Below are 14,844 nucleotides of genomic sequence, written 5' to 3'. Positions count from 1 at the left end.
CCCACCCGGGTCTCAGCGCTGCAGGTAGTCGACCAGGTAGGCCTTCTCGCTCTCCAGCGACTCGATGGAGCTCTTGACCACGTCGCCGATGCTCACGATCCCGGCCAGCCGCTCACCCTCCACGACGGGCACATGCCGGATGCGGTGCGTGGTCATGGTCTGGCGCAGGTCGTCGACGTTGGCGGTGGGCAGGCAGGTGCGGACCTCGGTCGTCATGATGGACGACACCGGGGCGGCCAGCACGTCGGCGCCCTGGTCGTTCAGCCGCCGCACCACGTCACGTTCGGAGACGATGCCCGCGATCGACGAGCCGTCCTCGGAGACCACCACGGCGCCGATGTTGCGCTCGGCCAGGATCGCCAGGAGTTCGGTCACCGTCGCTTCTGGGCGGACGGTCGCCACAGCCGTTCCCTTGCTCCGCAGAATCGCGCCGATCAGCATTGACACCACCTCGGTTCATCCCGGCTGGGGTATCTCTGAACCCTGCCCTGCCGACGCCCTGTCTAAGCGCCGGCAGCGGTAAAGGGAGCGCCCTCACCCGAGGGAACGCGCGCCTCCTCCGTCGTCAAGCCGGACAGGACGGCCCTCGGCGGCGCCGTGATCTTCAAGGAGGCGGCGGTCTCCGACCTGGCCAAGGACTACCCGGTGCCGGTGGGCTGATCTCCGGTCCGGAGCGCGGCCCGCATCCACCTAAAGTGGGGTGCGAGCCGCATGGACCAGCAGTAACGTGTGAAATACCACATATCTTCGCCCCCGGGGACACAATGACCGACAAACTCAACACCGGTAGCCACGACCTGCCGGTCTCCGAAGCCCTCGCCGCGTTCATGGAGACCGGCTGGGCCGACACCCGCCGCGACGACCTGACCGCGCTGCCGCTGGCCTCCTACACCGCCAAGCGCCGTGCCGCGCTCGCCGCGCGTTTCCCCGGCGAGCGGCTGATCATCCCCTCCGGCACACTCAAGGCCCGCAGCAACGACAGCGACTACCGGTTCCGGGCGCACAGCGCGTTCACCTACCTCACCGGCGACCAGGAGCCGGACAACGTCCTGGTCATCGCGCCGTCCGGAGCGGCCACGCTGTTCCTGCGGCCTCGCTCACCGCGCTCCGCGCCGGGGACGGCCGGGCAGGAGTTCTACCGGGACCGCCGCTACGGCGAGTTCTGGGTGGGCCGCCGCCCCGACCTGGCCGAGGCCGAGGCGCTCTACCTGATCGAGTGCGCGCCGATCGACAAGCTCGACGACGTGCTCGGCGGCCCCGCACGGGTGCTGCGCGGGGTGGACGCGTCGCTGGACGCCCGGGTCGCGCCGCACGACGGGGACGGCGAGCTGGAGACGTTCCTCTCCGAGATGCGGCTGATCAAGGATGAGTGGGAGGTCGCCGAGCTGCAGTTCTCGGTGGACGCGACCGCGCGCGGGTTCGAGGACGTGGTGCGGGCGCTGCCCGCGGCGCTGGCCCACCGGCGCGGCGAGCGCTACCTGGAAGGTGTCTTCGGCCTCCGGTCCCGCCTGGAGGGCAACGCGGTCGGCTACGACAGCATCGTGGCCTCCGGCGCCCACGCGTGCGTGCTGCACTGGATCCGCAACGACGGCCGGCTGAACGAGAACGACCTGCTGCTGCTCGACGCGGGCGTGGAGACCGACAACCTCTACACCGCCGACATCACCAGGACCCTGCCGCTGTCGGGCCGGTTCAGTCCGATCCAGCGCCAGGTCTACGAGCTGGTCTACGAGGCTCAGAGCGCGGCGATCGCCGTCCTGAGGCCGGGTGCGAGCTTCCGTGACTTCCACCGGACGGCCATGCGGGTCATCGCCGAGGGCCTGCATGACTGGGGCGTCCTGAAGATCAGCGCGGATGAGGCGATGGAGGCCGACAGCGGGCTGTACCGCCGCTACACCCTGTGCAGCAGCGGCCACATGCTCGGCATGGACGTCCACGACTGCGCCAAGGCCCGCTCGGAGGTCTACCTGGACGGCGTGCTGGAGGAGGGGCAGGTGCTCACCGTCGAGCCCGGCCTCTACCTCCAGCCGGACGACCTGACGCTCCCGCCGGAGCTGCGCGGCATCGGCGTGCGCATCGAGGACGACCTCGTCATCACCGCCGACGGCGCCCGCCTGATGTCTGCGGAGCTGCCCCGCCACCCCGACGAGATCGAGGGCTGGATGAGCGCGATCCTCGCCTGAGGCAGCGGGCGGGGAGCCCGGCCCGGTGAGCCACGGCGGCCGGCGCAACGAGGAAATCCGTTCGCGAAGTAACCAGGAAGAGCGAACGACCTGCGGAAAGGGAAAGAATTCAACACGGTGAGCGCAGTGGTCCATCCGTCTCCGTCGTGATCTCCTGCGGCGTGCTCGGCTGGATCGCCACCGGCCGGACATCCTGCCGCCGTGAACAGGAGTAAGACACTTGAGCCCCACTCCGCAGCAGCCTGAGGAACCTGCCGCCGTCGACCCCGGCCCGCCCACGGAACCCTCAGCCGAGGCCGTCCCCGCTCTGCCCGAGCGCCGGGAGCCCGGATCGGCCCTCGCGCCCGACGTCGCGCATCGGGCCGGAGGGGAGGCGAGCACCTGGGCCGCGGGGAAGAAGCCGGTGGGGTTCGGGGCGTGGCGGGGCAGGCTGATCGGTGCGGTCACCGCCGTGGTCCTGGCGTCGACGGCGACGACCGCCGCGCTCCAGTGGAGGGCCGCCGGCCGGCTGGCCGCGGAGAAGGCCGAACGCGGCGCGGTCTCCGCGCGGGCACGCGAGTTCGCCACGGCCCTGCAGACCTACGACTACTCCAACCTCCAGGCCTATCGCGACCAGGTCCTCGCCATCTCGGACGAGAACTTCGAGAAGACCTACAACGAGGCGTTCAGCCCCCTTGAAAGAGTGATCACTTCGATGAAGGCGAGCTCGTCCGCCCTGGTCAGGGGCGTCTACGTCTCCGAGATCGCGCGGGGCAGGGCAAAGGCGATCACGGTCGTGGACTCCCAGGTCACGAGCACGGCAGGGACCCGGCGCATGCTCGGCACCTACATGGAGCTCGGCTTGGTCAAGACCGGCGACCAGTGGAAGGTCAACGACGCGACCGTGATGGGCGCGGCCGACGAACTGGTCACCGACCCCCACGGCAAGGCGGTGGAACCGGCTCCCGGGCCCTCCCCGAGCGCCACCGGAAAGGACGGGTAGTCATCCCCCGGCCAAGGCCTCGAACATCTAGTCTGATCGAATGCACGACTGCCTGGTGATGGCCGGCCCCACCGGCGAGATCCACTCCCCCGCCGCCATGGATCTGCTGACCGAGGTCGAGCGCGAACGCGCGGCGAAGTTCCTCCGGGAGACCGACCGGCGCGACTTCGTGGCGGCCCACCTCCTGGTACGGCGATGCGCGGCCAAGGTCGTCGGCGTTCCCGAGGACCGGCTGACGCTGCTCCAGCACTGCGACCGGTGCGGGCCGGGGCACGGCAGACCGTACCTCGCGGAGGTCCCAGAGCTCGGCGTCAGCCTGACCCACACCCATGGCTACGTGTGCGCGGCGGTGGGCCCGGGCCGGGTCGGCGTGGACGCCGAGCACGTCCCCGAGGGCCCGCTGGACGAGGTCCTGGTGGCGCACGCCCTGGCTCCCGTGGAAAGGCCCCTGGTCGGTGACAACGGAGCGCTGATCCGCCTCTGGGTCCGTAAGGAGGCGCTCATCAAGCGAGGCGAGCTCACCATGGACGACCTGCGCACGACGGACCTGTCCGGGCTCCCCCTCGAGGTGGACGGGTCCGGCCGCCTGGAGTGGGAGGGCAGGCACCTGCTGGAGTGGCGGACCGGCTCAGGTGTCGCGGTCTGCGTCGTCACCGACCATCCGGCCGCCCTGGGCTGATCTTCCGGAGGCCGGGGCAAGGGACACCTGTGAGGTCGGGGAAAGAGCTCACTGAGCCTGCGTTCCTCTCCGCCGGCGGCCCGGTCCAGGGCGGCGGGCCGATGAACTGGCAGGTCGCCTGTGTCTCATGTCTCACCGGCCCTCAGGAATGGTTGAATTTTCACTCATGTTGGAGAAGGTAGGTAATTCGCAGAACGCACTAAGGATCAAAGATGACTCTCGTTCTCTCCTCCGACGCCCAGCGCCTTCTCTTCAGTGATGCCCGTACGGCCAACACCTTCACCGACGAGCAGGTCAGCGACGAGCAGGTGCGCGCGATCTACGAGCTGGTCAAGTACGCCCCGACCGCGATGAACCAGCAGCCGCTGCGGGTCGTCCTGGTCCGGACCCCCGAGGCCCGCGAGCGCCTGGTCGGCCTGATGGCCCCGGGCAACCAGGCCAAGACCGCCGCCGCCCCGCTGGTCGCCATCCTCGCCGCCGACCTGGACTTCCACGAGGAACTCCCCAAGGTCTTCCCGCACGCCACCGGCGCCAGGGACATGTTCGCCACCGACGAGGCGAAGCGCATCCAGTCCGCCAGGTTCAACGCCACCCTGCAGGTCGGCTACTTCATCCTGGGCGTCCGCGCCGCGGGCCTGGCCGCCGGTCCGATGACCGGCTACGACGCCGCCGGGATCGACAAGGAGTACTTCGACGGCGACCACACCGTGCTGGCCGTCGTCAACATCGGCAAGCCCGGCGAGAACCCCTGGTTCGACCGCCTTCCCCGCCTGGCCTACGACGAAGTTGTCACCACCGTTTGAGGTAGGTTCTGATCCATGAACCGGGAGCGGACCCGTCACGGGGAGCCCAGTGACCGACCGGCCGGAGCCGCCCGGCGGACGAGGAGCGGTGAGCCACCAGTGAACGATGAGGAGCCACGCTGGCTCACCTCGATCGAGCAGCGGGCCTGGCGTGCCCACCTGGCCGCGTACAAGCTCCTGGAACACCGCCTCGACCGTGAGCTGAACCCCTTCGGGCTCTCCGTCAACGACTACGAGATCCTGGTCAACCTCTCGGAGATCCCCGACCACCGCATGCGCATGAGCGACCTGGCCGACGCCACGATCCAGTCCCGCAGCCGCCTGTCCCACCAGATCTCCCGGATGGAGGCGGCGGGGCTGGTGGCCAGGGAGGACTGCCCTGACGACCGGCGCGGCACCTTCGCCGTGCTCACCGAACACGGCTGGGCCACCATAAAGAAGGTCGCGCCGCACCACGTGAACAGCGTCCGGCAGCACTTCATCGACCTGCTCACCGACGACCAGCTCATCGAGCTGGAGAAGGCCTACACCCCCGTGGTGAACCATCTGAAAAGCCTGCGGTGAAGCGAAACCGATACCGGCGAGTCCGCCCCTAGCCGGCGGACGGTCGCTACGATCCGGCCATGCCTGCTCACCGGATCCTCATCGCCGCGGTAATCGCCGCGCTCTCCCTGATCACCGCATGCAGCGGCGGTGGCGCCTCCAGTGATCGGGCGGCGCTGCCCGGCGGTGCCGAGCTGGTCAAGAAGTCGGCGGAGGCGATGCGGGCCGCCACGTCCGCCGCCTTCACCATGGAGACCGAGGGCACTCCGCCGGTGCCGGTCAAGAAGGCGACCGGTCGCCTCAGCGGGACCGGCGACGCCGACGGCACCATCCAGCTCGACCTGGCGGGCAGCCTCCAGGAGATCAGCTTCGTGGTGATCGGGGAGGTCGTCCACTTCAAGGGCGTGACCGGCGGCTTCCAGAGGATGTCACGGAGCGATCTCGCCGCGATCTACGACCCGTCGGCCATCCTCAACCCCGACCGAGGGGTCGTTCAGCTCCTGACCAACGCGCTGGACCCCAGGACCGAGGCCGAGGAGAAGGTGGACGGCACCGACGCCTACCGGGTCTCGGCCACCCTCTCCCAGCAGGTCCTCGCCACGATGGTGCCGGGGATCGCGCAGAGCGTGAACGGCATGCTCTGGATCGACAAGGCCACCGGCCGTCTACTCAAGGCCGACCTGCCGCTGAACGGCGGCAAGGTGACCGTCTCCTTCCGCGACTACGACGTGCCGGTCCAGGTCACCGCGCCGGTGGAGTGACCCATGACCGACCCCACGGCACCTCCCGCGAGCGCCCATGACCGTCCGGTGCCCGGCGGTGACCGGACGGCCCGGCGCCGGGTGGCCCTCGGCGTCGGCGGCACCGCGGTGCTGCTGGCCGCCCTGGACGCCTACGTCGTGGTCACCGTCCTCGTCGACATCGCCAGGGACGTCGGCGTCCCGCTGAACCACCTGGAGCGGGCCACCCCGATCGTCACCGGCTTCCTGCTCGGCTACATCGCGGCCATGCCGCTGCTCGGCCGGCTCTCCGACCGGTACGGCAGGCGCCCACTGATCCACCTCTGCCTGGCGGGTTTCGCAGCCGGCTCGCTCGTCACCGCGCTGGGCGACACGGTGCCCTGGCTGGTCGCCGGGCGTGGCCTGCAGGGCATCGCGGGCGGCGCGCTGCTGCCCATCACCATGGCCATGGTCGGCGACCTGTGGGACGAGCACGACCGCCCGGTGGCCCTCGGCGCGGTCGGCGCGGCCCAGGAGCTCGGCAGCGTGCTCGGCCCCCTGTACGGCGCGGCCCTCGCGGCCCTGGTGCCGGTCACCCTGCGGCTGGACGGCATCCTGTTCGGCGGCTGGCGGTCGATCTTCTGGCTGAACCTTCCGCTGGTCGCCCTGGCCGCGGCGGCCGTCCAGCGGTCCGTCCCCCCGCCGGTGCGCGGGCCGGCCCGCGGCACCCGCGTCGACGTGGTCGGCGGCCTGCTGCTGGCCCTCGCGCTGGGCCTGCTGGTGGCCGGCCTCTACAATCCCGACCCGAGCACGTCGGTCCTCCCGCCCTGGGGTCTGCCCATGATCGCAGCCGGGGCGGTGTCCGCCCTCGGGTTCGTCGGATGGGAGATGCGGTCCCGGACCCGGCTGATCGACATGGCCGGGGTGCTGCGCGGCCCGTTCTTCGCCACGCTCGGAGTGAGCTTCCTGACCGGCGCGGCACTGCTGGTCACCCTCGTGGACGTCCAGCTGTCCGCGCAGACGCTGCTCGGGCTGGAGACGCTGGACGGCGCGCTGGTGCTGTCCCGCTTCCTCATCGCGCTCTCGGTGGCCGCGCTGCTGGGCGGGGTCGTGGCCCGCCGGTACGGCGAGCGGGCGGTGGCGGTGGCCGGGCTGGCTCTGGCCACGGCTGGCTACGTCCGTATCGGCCAGTGGCCCGTCGACCTGGCAGCCGCCGGGTACCGCATGGACGTCGACCTCGTCGTCGCCGGTCTCGGCCTGGGCGTGGTGATCGCCCCCCTCTCCTCGGCCGCGCTGCGGGCCACCCCGGCCGCCCAGCACGGTGTGACGTCCGCGGCCGTGGTCGTGGCCCGGATGATGGGCATGCTGCTCGGCGTCGCCGGGCTGTCGGCGTGGGGTTTCCACCGGTTCCAGTCGCTCACCGCCGACCTGGACACGCCGCTGCCGTTCGGCGTGGACCCCGCCGTCTACGCCCAGCGGCTCGCCGAGTACGGAGACCGGGTCCGGGTCGCCCTGCACACCGAGTACAGCGAGATCTTCCTGATCACCGCCGTCCTGTGCGCGGCGGGAGCGCTGGTCGCGCTGCTGCTCCCGCCCAGGTCCGGGACGCCGCCCATGACAGGACGCTGAACGCCGGCGCCTCCGTTGAGGACGGACACGGGCCGACCTTTGACTCCGGGCCCTCACCCATCTTCGCGATCTTGCTCCGAGGTCTATCGGATCAGACTCCTTTAAGGGAAGATCCGGGGTAATCAGGTCTGGGCTGGACATCCGTCTGCAGGCGGCCTGCAAGGAGTACGGGATCAGATGGACCCGATCCGGCGGACCGGCTCACAGTACGCTGCCGCCCCCCTCCAGGAGGCCCCCCTTGATCACTCTGGCTGTCCTCGCCGTCCTCGTTCTCCTCCTCGTCCTTCTCCTCACCTCGGTTTACAACAGGCTGGTCCGCACGCGCGGCGCGGTGGACAACGCGTGGGCCCAGGTCGACGTCCAGCTCAAACGCCGCCACGATCTCGTTCCCAACCTCGTGGAGACCGTGAAGGGCTACGCCTCCCACGAACGGCAGACCCTGGAGGCGGTGGTCGCGGCGCGTTCCCAGGCGATCTCCGCGCGGACCCCGCGTGACCAGGCGGTCGCCGAGAACGCCCTGTCCGCGGCGCTGAAGACCCTGTTCGCGGTGGCCGAGGCCTACCCCGATCTGAAGGCCGGCCAGAACTTCGCCGACCTGCAGGAGGAACTGGCCACCACCGAGAACCGGATCGCCTACTCCCGGCAGTACTACAACGACGCCGTCCTGACCTACAACAACGCCATCCAGACGGTCCCGGCCAACATCGTGGCGGGCATGACCGGCTTCTCCCCACGCGACTACTTCCGGGCACCCGACGAGGAGCGCGGCCCGGTCCAGGTCCGGTTCTAGAGATGGGCCTCTGGCTCGCGGCGACGGCCGCCACCGGACTCTGGCTGCTGCTCCTGCTCGCCATGGCTGTCGCGACCAGGAACCCGCCCGTTCACGCCGGGCCGCCCCCCGGCGAGCTTCCCGGGCAGTCCCCGGCGCTCGTCGACCTCATCACCGGCGACTGGCGCCTGTGCGACGAGGCGCCCTCCGCGACCCTCCTGGACCTGGCGGCCAAGGGCGCCGTGCAGATCGAGGAGATCGGCCCGGAGCTCGCCCTCGTGAGGATCCGCCGCGCGGTGGGCCTGAACCCGTACGAGCAGCTCGTCTTCGACCACGTGACGTCCCTCGCCGTGAACGGCGTGGTGGCCACCGGCGCCCTCGCCGAGGGCTCGCGCGACCTGGGCCGGTGGTGGAAGAGCTTCCGCCGGAAGGTCATCGCCGAAGCCCGGGCCCAAGGACTGTCGCAGCCCCGCTGGAACAGGGCCCAGGCCGCCCTCCTCACGGTCACCGCCGCGCTGCCCGCGCTCATGATCGGCCTGGCGGTCATCGTCACCTCGAAGGACGGCGACGACCGGGGCGGCTTCGGCGCGGCCCTGGTCGCCTTCGGCGTCCTCGTCCAGCTGATGGGCAGGCTCAACGGTGAGCGGGGCACCCGGCTGGGCGCCGAGGTGGCAGGCCACTGGCTGGGCGTCCGCGAGCACCTCGCGGGCGGCCGGTTCGCCGAGCAGCCCGCCGCGGCGGTCACGATCTGGGGACGGCAGCTCGCCTACGCCGCCGCCCTGGGTCTCGCCCCCCGCGCGGTGACCAGTCTCCCGGTGAGCACCCCCGCCGACGACCGGCGTGCCTGGTCGGACTACGGGGGCATGTGGCACACCGTCCAGGTGCGCTACCCGCGCCGCCTGATGTGGGGACGCCGGCCACTACCGATGATCTTCTATGCGCTGGTCGCGGGCGCCTTCACCGGCTTCTGGACGTGGATCGCGCTACTGGTCGCCTCTGCCTTCGATCTCTGGCCCGACAGCCTGGTCCGCCCCGTCTCCCTCGCCGTGGGCATGTGCGTGGCGGTGGTCCCGATTCTCCACGCGCTCTCCGACCTCACCACCAAGACCACCGCGCAGGGCCAGATCGTACGGCTCCGCCGCTACCAGGCCGGCTCCGGCGACAATCCCAAGTACGTCTACTGGTGTGCCCTCGACGAGGGGAACGAGCGCCTGGTCAAGGCCTACGGGATCAGCGCCGAGCTGTGGGACGGCCTGTCCGAGGGCGACGTCGTGCGTGCCGTCCTCGGCCGCCGGCTGGGCTGGATCAACGAGATCGAGGTCCTGGAGCGCTCGCATCACCACATCGAGAGCTACTCCGACACCGGGGAGTACCAGATGAACGCCCCTGAGAACCTCGGCGAGGTGAAGCTCTTCCGCGACACCGGATACGGCCCCGACCCCGCCTGACCACCTGGCCCGGTCCGTACGGCCCCGCGCACCTGACCGGCGTGGCCCGGCCTGGGGACCGGGCCACGCGCGGGAGTTCCCTACTTCTTCTGTCCCTGTCCCTGCCGCTGCCGCTTCTCGCGGATCTTCATCGTGACCTCGATGGGAGAGCCCGCGAAGCCGAACTCCTCGCGGATCCGGCGCTCGATGAAGCGGCGGTAGGTCTCCTCAAGGAAGCCCGAGGTGAACAGCACGAACCTGGGCGGCTCCGTCGACGCCTGGGTGGCGAAGAGGATCTTGGGCTGCTTGCCGCCGCGGACCGGGGGCGGGGTGGCCGCGACCAGGTCGGTGAGGAAGGCGTTGAGACGGGCCGTGGGGACCCGGGTGGACCAGGAGTCCAGCGCCTTCTCGATGGCCGGGACGAGCTTCTCCACGTGCCAGCCGGTCTTGGCGGAGATGTTGACCCGCAGCGCCCACGGCACGCGGATGAGCTGGCGGTCGATCTCCTTCTCCAGGTAGTAGCGGCGGTCCTCGTCGAGAAGGTCCCACTTGTTGAACGCCACGACCATGGCACGGCCCGACTCGATCACCAGGGAGATGATCCGCAGGTCCTGCTCGGTCAGCACGTCGCTGGCGTCGATGAGCACGACCGCGATCTCCGAGCGCTCCAGGGCGCCCCGGGTGCGCATGCTCGCGTAGAAGTCGGCGCCCTTCAGCTCGCGGTCACGCCGGCGGATACCGGCGGTGTCCACGAACCGCCAGGTCTTGCCGCCGAGCTGGATCAGCTCGTCGACCGGGTCACGGGTGGTGCCGGCCATCGGGTCGACGAGCACGCGCTCCTCACCCGCCAGCTTGTTCAGCAGCGAGGACTTGCCCACGTTGGGCTTGCCCAGCAGGGCCACCCGGCGCGGACCGCGCTCGACGCCGAAACGCTGCTGCGGCGTCTCCGGCAGCTTGTCCAGGATCACGTCCAGCAGATCGCCGCTGGAGCGGCCGTGCAGGGCCGAGACCGGCTGTGGCTCACCCAGGCCGAGGGACCAGAGAGCAGCGGCCTCCAGCTCCATCTGCTGGTTGTCGACCTTGTTGGCGGCCAGGATGACCGGCTTGCCGGAACCGCGCAGCACATGCCCGACGATCTCGTCGGCGTCGGTCACACCGACCACCGCGTCCACCACGAACAGGATCACGTCGGCCAGTTCGGCCGCGACCTGCGCCTGCTCAGCGATCTTCAGCGCCATCCCGGTCGCGTCGGGATCCCAGCCGCCGGTGTCGACCACCGTGAACCGGCGTCCGCGCCAGTTGGCGTCGTAGGTGACCCGGTCGCGGGTCACGCCCGGCACGTCCTCCACGACCGCCTCACGGCGGCCGATGATCCGGTTGACCAGAGTGGACTTGCCCACATTGGGGCGGCCCACCACGGCCACGACCGGTTGCGGGCCCGAGTCCGGGCCCACGTCCTCAGAGCTGTTGTCGGTACCCAGATCGGCCAGCTCAGCCTCGATCCAGCCGCTGTCTTCTTCCCCGATCACGCCTTTTCCTTAATCACACGTAGCACCTCGGCGATGACCTCTTCCAGGTTCAGCGCCGTGGTGTCAAGTTCGACGGCGTCAGCCGCCATGGCAAGCGGGTCGGTCTTCCTTGTCGAGTCCAGGGTGTCGCGCCGGGCCATCGCGGCCCGCTGCGCCTCCACCGTGGTGCCGGTCAGCTCCGCCGTACGGCGGAGTGCCCGGGCGTCCGCGCTCGCGGTCAGATAGATCTTGACCGGGGCGTCGGGCGTGACCACCGTGCCGATGTCACGGCCCTCGACGACGATGCCGCCCCCGCCGATGATCTCACGCTGCTCGGCCACCAACCGGCGCCGCACCTCGGGCACCGCGCTGACCGCGGAGACCGCGGCGGTGACCTCGGCGGTGCGGATGGCCAGGGCCGCGTCGGCACCGTCCACCGCCACCGTCGGGGCGTCCGGGTCGGTGCCCATCGAGAGAACCGGGTCCAGTGCCCTGGCGGCGATCGCTCCGGGGTCGGTGAGATCGACGCCCCGCTCGAGCACCCACCACGTGATGGCCCGATACATCGCTCCGGTGTCGAGATAACGCAGTCCCAGTGCCCGCGCGACCCCGCGCGACACACTCGACTTGCCCGACCCCGAAGGACCGTCCATGGCGACGACCAGTCCGGTCACGACGCCTCTCCCTTGCAGCCCGTTTCAATTGTCCCTAGGAGGCTACCGGGAGCCAGGGCGGAAACACGCATCGATCGGCTCCGGAAGCGTCCGCCGCGGCCCACCGGGCGGACCGCGGGAAAAGCGGTTACGGCAGGTGCCAGCCGTGCGCGCGCAGTGCCGCGGACAGCGCGGTCACCGCATCCGGCTGCACGGACAGATCGGCGGCGCCCAGCGGCAGGCCGGGGGCGTGCTCCAGCCGGACGTCCTCGATGTTGACGCCCGCCTCCTTTGCAACCTGGAACAGCCGGGCCAGCTCGCCCGGGCGGTCACCGATGATGACCTGGACGGTGGCGTAGGTGCGTGCCGGGCCTCCGTGCTTGCCGGGGATCCGGTCCGTGCCCGCGACGCCGCGGTGCAGCAGCTCGGTGACCTGGCCTATGGCCGTCGGATCGGCGGAGGCACGCAGCGAGGCGGCCGCGGCCGCCAGATCGGCGGCCACCGCCTCCAGCACGTCGGCCACCGGCAGCGCGTTGCCCGACAGGATCCCGGTCCACAGGCCGGGGTCGCCGGCCGCGATGCGCGTGACGTCGCGGACGCCCTGCCCGGCCAGGCCGAGCGCGGTCGCCGGGGCGGCGGCGAGCCGGGCGGCCACCGCGGCGGCGGCCACATGCGGGGCATGCGAGACGACCGCGACGGCCCGGTCGTGCTCGGCCGCCTCGACCCTGACGGCCTCGCCGCCGCAGAGCTTGATCAGTCCCATCAGGGCCTCGACCGCATCGGGCGAGGTCTCCTCCGTCGGGCACAGCGCCCACGGACGGCCCAGGAACAGGTCGGCCCGGGCCGCGGCGGGCCCTGAGCGCTCCCGGCCCGCCAGCGGGTGTCCGGCGATGTAGGTGGTCAGATCGCAGCGGAGATCCACGGCCTGCTGGAGCGGTAGCACCTTGACGCTGGCCACATCGGTGTAGAACCGGGCGGCCCCGGCGCGCTGGAGGTCGGCGAGCCGGTCGGCGACCATGTGCGGGGGGACCGCGATGACCGCGAGATCCACGGTCCGCCCGGCGGTCCACTCGGTGCCGGCACCCAGCTCCCGTGCCAGCCGTACGGCTCCCTCGTCGCGGTCGGACAGGTAGACGGTGATGTCCTGCTCGCGCAGGGCCAGGGCGACGGAGGTGCCGATCAGCCCTGTGCCGACGACGAGGACGCTTTCGAGGCCGCTCACGCGTTCTCCCTGAACTTCTTGGACGTGGTGCCGCATGACGGGGTTACTGGGCGATGTCCACACGCAGGGCCGTCGCGCCGCGCAGGTAGACGTGCTGGATCTCCTGGCGGGGCCGGTCGGTCTCCACATGGGCCATCAGCCGTACGACATGGGGGAGCGCGCCCGGAACGTCGATCTCAGACGCGCAGATCAGCGGGACGTCGTGAAAGCCGAGCTTGCGGGCGGCCAGGGCGGGGAACTCCGCGGTCAGATCGGGGGTGGCCGTGAAGATCACACTGATCACGTCGTCGGTGGTGAGCCTGTTACGTCCCATCACCTCGGTGACCAGCTCGGTCACCCCGGACAGAATGGCCTCCCGGTCGTTACCCTCGACCTGGATCGCGCCCCGAATCGCCCGCACCATCGTCGCTCCTCCATACCGTCCACGCCGGACCACCCGCAGGCGATCCGGCGTGTTGAAACCATGCGTGTCCAGGAAGGTTACAGGCCGACGGCGGCGTAGAGCTCGCCGACTTCCTTGAGGCTCAGCGCGCGTACGGTGCCCGGCTTGAGACGGCCGAGCTTGACCGGACCGAACTCGATGCGGGCCAGGTCGATGACCGGATGCCCGACCTCCTCCAGCATGCGGCGGACGATGTGCTTGCGCCCCTCGTGCAGGACGATCTCCACCAGCGCCTGCTGCCCGTGCTCCTGGACCAGGGTGAAGGAGTCGGCCTTGGCGATGCCGTCCTCCAGCTCGACGCCCTTCTTCAGGCGGCGGCCCAGATCACGCTCGATCTTGCCGGGGACCTTCGCCCAGTACTTCTTCTGCACGCCATAGCTCGGGTGGGTGAGCCGGTTGGCCAGCTCGCCGTCGTTGGTGAGCAGGATGAGACCTTCGGTCTCGGTGTCCAGACGGCCCACGTGGAACAGCCGCTCGGTGCGGTCGGCCACGAAGTCGGCCAGCGACGGACGGCCGTCGGGGTCGGACATGGTGCTGACGACGCCGATCGGCTTGTTGATGGCGAGGTAGACCAGGTCAGGCATCGTCGGCAGACGCTTGCCGTCGACATGGATGACCTGCTTGGCCGGGTCGACCCGGGCACCGAAGCGGCGGACCACCTGGCCGTCGACCGTCACCCGGCCATCGCCGATCATGTCCTCGCAGGCCCGGCGGCTGGCCACGCCCGCCTGGGCGAGGACCTTCTGCAGCCGGACGCCGTCCGGGACCTCGGTGGTGTCGCGCTCGTCGACGTAGTCCCTGTCGTAGAAGTCCGAGTCGCGCTTGGGCTGGCGGGCGGTCTTGAACCGGTCGTTCTCGATCGCGCCAGGGCGGCGCTCGGCCTTCGCGGGGCCACGGTCGGCACCGGGGCGGCGCTCGCCGTAGGAGCCGGCCCGCTTGCCACCGATCGTCTGGACCTCGTCTCGTCGATCGGTCCTGCCGAAGCGGCCACGGGAACCGCCACCCGGCGCCTCGTAGCGGCCGCGCGAACCGTCACGGGCATCCCTTCGCGGGGCGCCGGAGCGGTCATCGCGGCGCGGACCGTCCGAGCGGAACCCGCTCTGCGACCCGCCACGGTCCTCACGACGCGGACCATCCGAACGGAAACCACCCTCGGCGGGCCTGCCGTACTGGCTGCGCGAACCGTCACGCTCGGAACGGAACTCGCCACGGTCATCACGGCGCGGACCGTCCGAACGGAAACCGCCCTGCGACCCACCACGGGACGCCCCACGGTCATCACGAC

15 protein-coding genes are annotated in these 14,844 nt (G+C 70.7%); 9 read left to right on the top strand and 6 right to left on the bottom strand.

The annotated features are described in order from the left end of the window. Positions 1 to 12 precede the first annotated feature (12 nt). Entirely contained in the window at positions 13 to 441 is a 429-nt protein-coding gene (locus ACIN94_RS07880; protein ID WP_400701085.1) for a CBS domain-containing protein, read from the bottom strand. A 323-nt stretch (positions 442 to 764) separates the two neighbouring features. Here ACIN94_RS07880 and ACIN94_RS07875 point away from each other — a divergent pair, with 323 nt between their 5' ends. The 9 genes from ACIN94_RS07875 (at position 765) to ACIN94_RS07835 (ending at position 9,755) form a co-directional block, all read left to right on the top strand. Beyond that, positions 765 to 2,183, top strand: a complete 1,419-nt coding sequence (locus ACIN94_RS07875; RefSeq protein ID WP_400701082.1) for an aminopeptidase P family protein — start codon at positions 765 to 767, stop codon at positions 2,181 to 2,183. Positions 2,184 to 2,403: 220 nt separating this feature from the next. After that, a complete protein-coding gene (locus ACIN94_RS07870; RefSeq protein ID WP_400701079.1) occupies positions 2,404 to 3,165 on the top strand; it encodes a hypothetical protein in 762 nt (253 codons plus the stop codon). Between the two features lie 40 nt (positions 3,166 to 3,205). Then, a complete protein-coding gene (locus ACIN94_RS07865) occupies positions 3,206 to 3,844 on the top strand; it encodes a 4'-phosphopantetheinyl transferase family protein (RefSeq protein WP_400701076.1) in 639 nt (212 codons plus the stop codon). Positions 3,845 to 4,056: 212 nt separating this feature from the next. Further along, on the top strand, positions 4,057 to 4,647 hold the full coding sequence (locus ACIN94_RS07860; RefSeq protein WP_400701073.1) for a malonic semialdehyde reductase: 591 nt from the start codon (positions 4,057 to 4,059) through the stop codon (positions 4,645 to 4,647). A gap of 99 nt (positions 4,648 to 4,746) precedes the next feature. Then, complete coding sequence (locus ACIN94_RS07855) at positions 4,747 to 5,211, top strand: MarR family winged helix-turn-helix transcriptional regulator (RefSeq protein WP_400701070.1); 465 nt, start codon at positions 4,747 to 4,749, stop codon at positions 5,209 to 5,211. Between the two features lie 59 nt (positions 5,212 to 5,270). Further along, positions 5,271 to 5,951, top strand: a complete 681-nt coding sequence (locus ACIN94_RS07850; protein WP_400701067.1) for an LppX_LprAFG lipoprotein — start codon at positions 5,271 to 5,273, stop codon at positions 5,949 to 5,951. Positions 5,952 to 5,954: 3 nt separating this feature from the next. Further along, entirely contained in the window at positions 5,955 to 7,538 is a 1,584-nt protein-coding gene (locus tag ACIN94_RS07845; RefSeq protein ID WP_400701064.1) for an MFS transporter, read from the top strand. A gap of 238 nt (positions 7,539 to 7,776) precedes the next feature. Next, positions 7,777 to 8,328 carry a LemA family protein gene (locus tag ACIN94_RS07840; RefSeq protein WP_400701061.1) on the top strand — a complete coding sequence of 184 codons (552 nt, stop codon included), beginning with the start codon at positions 7,777 to 7,779 and terminating at the stop codon, positions 8,326 to 8,328. Positions 8,329 to 8,330: 2 nt separating this feature from the next. Then, positions 8,331 to 9,755, top strand: a complete 1,425-nt coding sequence (locus ACIN94_RS07835; protein ID WP_400701058.1) for a DUF2207 family protein — start codon at positions 8,331 to 8,333, stop codon at positions 9,753 to 9,755. Positions 9,756 to 9,835: 80 nt separating this feature from the next. On the opposite strand, the gene der is transcribed toward ACIN94_RS07835, so the two are convergent. The 5 genes from der to ACIN94_RS07810 all read right to left on the bottom strand — a co-directional run. Further along, complete coding sequence (der, locus tag ACIN94_RS07830; protein WP_400701693.1) at positions 9,836 to 11,224, bottom strand: ribosome biogenesis GTPase Der; 1,389 nt, start codon at positions 11,222 to 11,224, stop codon at positions 9,836 to 9,838. Positions 11,225 to 11,259: 35 nt separating this feature from the next. Next, entirely contained in the window at positions 11,260 to 11,916 is a 657-nt protein-coding gene (cmk, locus tag ACIN94_RS07825; RefSeq protein WP_400701055.1) for a (d)CMP kinase, read from the bottom strand. A gap of 127 nt (positions 11,917 to 12,043) precedes the next feature. Beyond that, positions 12,044 to 13,153, bottom strand: a complete 1,110-nt coding sequence (locus ACIN94_RS07820) for a prephenate dehydrogenase (RefSeq protein WP_400701052.1) — start codon at positions 13,151 to 13,153, stop codon at positions 12,044 to 12,046. Positions 13,154 to 13,160: 7 nt separating this feature from the next. After that, entirely contained in the window at positions 13,161 to 13,520 is a 360-nt protein-coding gene (gene aroH / locus ACIN94_RS07815) for a chorismate mutase (RefSeq protein ID WP_400701049.1), read from the bottom strand. Positions 13,521 to 13,597: 77 nt separating this feature from the next. Continuing rightward, on the bottom strand, positions 13,598 to 14,844 hold a 1,247-nt coding region (locus ACIN94_RS07810), incomplete at its 5' end, for a pseudouridine synthase (RefSeq protein ID WP_400701046.1).

It is taken from the genome of Streptosporangium sp. NPDC087985, from assembly GCF_044741965.1.
Taxonomy (GTDB): domain Bacteria; phylum Actinomycetota; class Actinomycetes; order Streptosporangiales; family Streptosporangiaceae; genus Streptosporangium.
Note: the sequence above shows the minus strand (reverse complement) of the source record. Positions and strands in the feature narration are given on the sequence as shown.

Excerpts from the sequence above, each read along its gene's own strand:
- ACIN94_RS07880 (WP_400701085.1), bottom strand. The coding sequence starts at position 441 with ATGCTGATCGGCGCGATTCTGCGGAGCAAGGGAACGGCTGTGGCGACC.
- ACIN94_RS07875 (WP_400701082.1), top strand. The coding sequence starts at position 765 with ATGACCGACAAACTCAACACCGGTAGCCACGACCTGCCGGTCTCCGAA.
- ACIN94_RS07865 (WP_400701076.1), top strand. The coding sequence starts at position 3,206 with ATGCACGACTGCCTGGTGATGGCCGGCCCCACCGGCGAGATCCACTCC.
- ACIN94_RS07860 (WP_400701073.1), top strand. The coding sequence starts at position 4,057 with ATGACTCTCGTTCTCTCCTCCGACGCCCAGCGCCTTCTCTTCAGTGAT.
- ACIN94_RS07850 (WP_400701067.1), top strand. The coding sequence starts at position 5,271 with ATGCCTGCTCACCGGATCCTCATCGCCGCGGTAATCGCCGCGCTCTCC.
- ACIN94_RS07845 (WP_400701064.1), top strand. The coding sequence starts at position 5,955 with ATGACCGACCCCACGGCACCTCCCGCGAGCGCCCATGACCGTCCGGTG.
- ACIN94_RS07835 (WP_400701058.1), top strand. The coding sequence starts at position 8,331 with ATGGGCCTCTGGCTCGCGGCGACGGCCGCCACCGGACTCTGGCTGCTG.
- ACIN94_RS07820 (WP_400701052.1), bottom strand. The coding sequence starts at position 13,153 with ATGCGGCACCACGTCCAAGAAGTTCAGGGAGAACGCGTGAGCGGCCTC.
- aroH (WP_400701049.1), bottom strand. The coding sequence starts at position 13,520 with ATGGTGCGGGCGATTCGGGGCGCGATCCAGGTCGAGGGTAACGACCGG.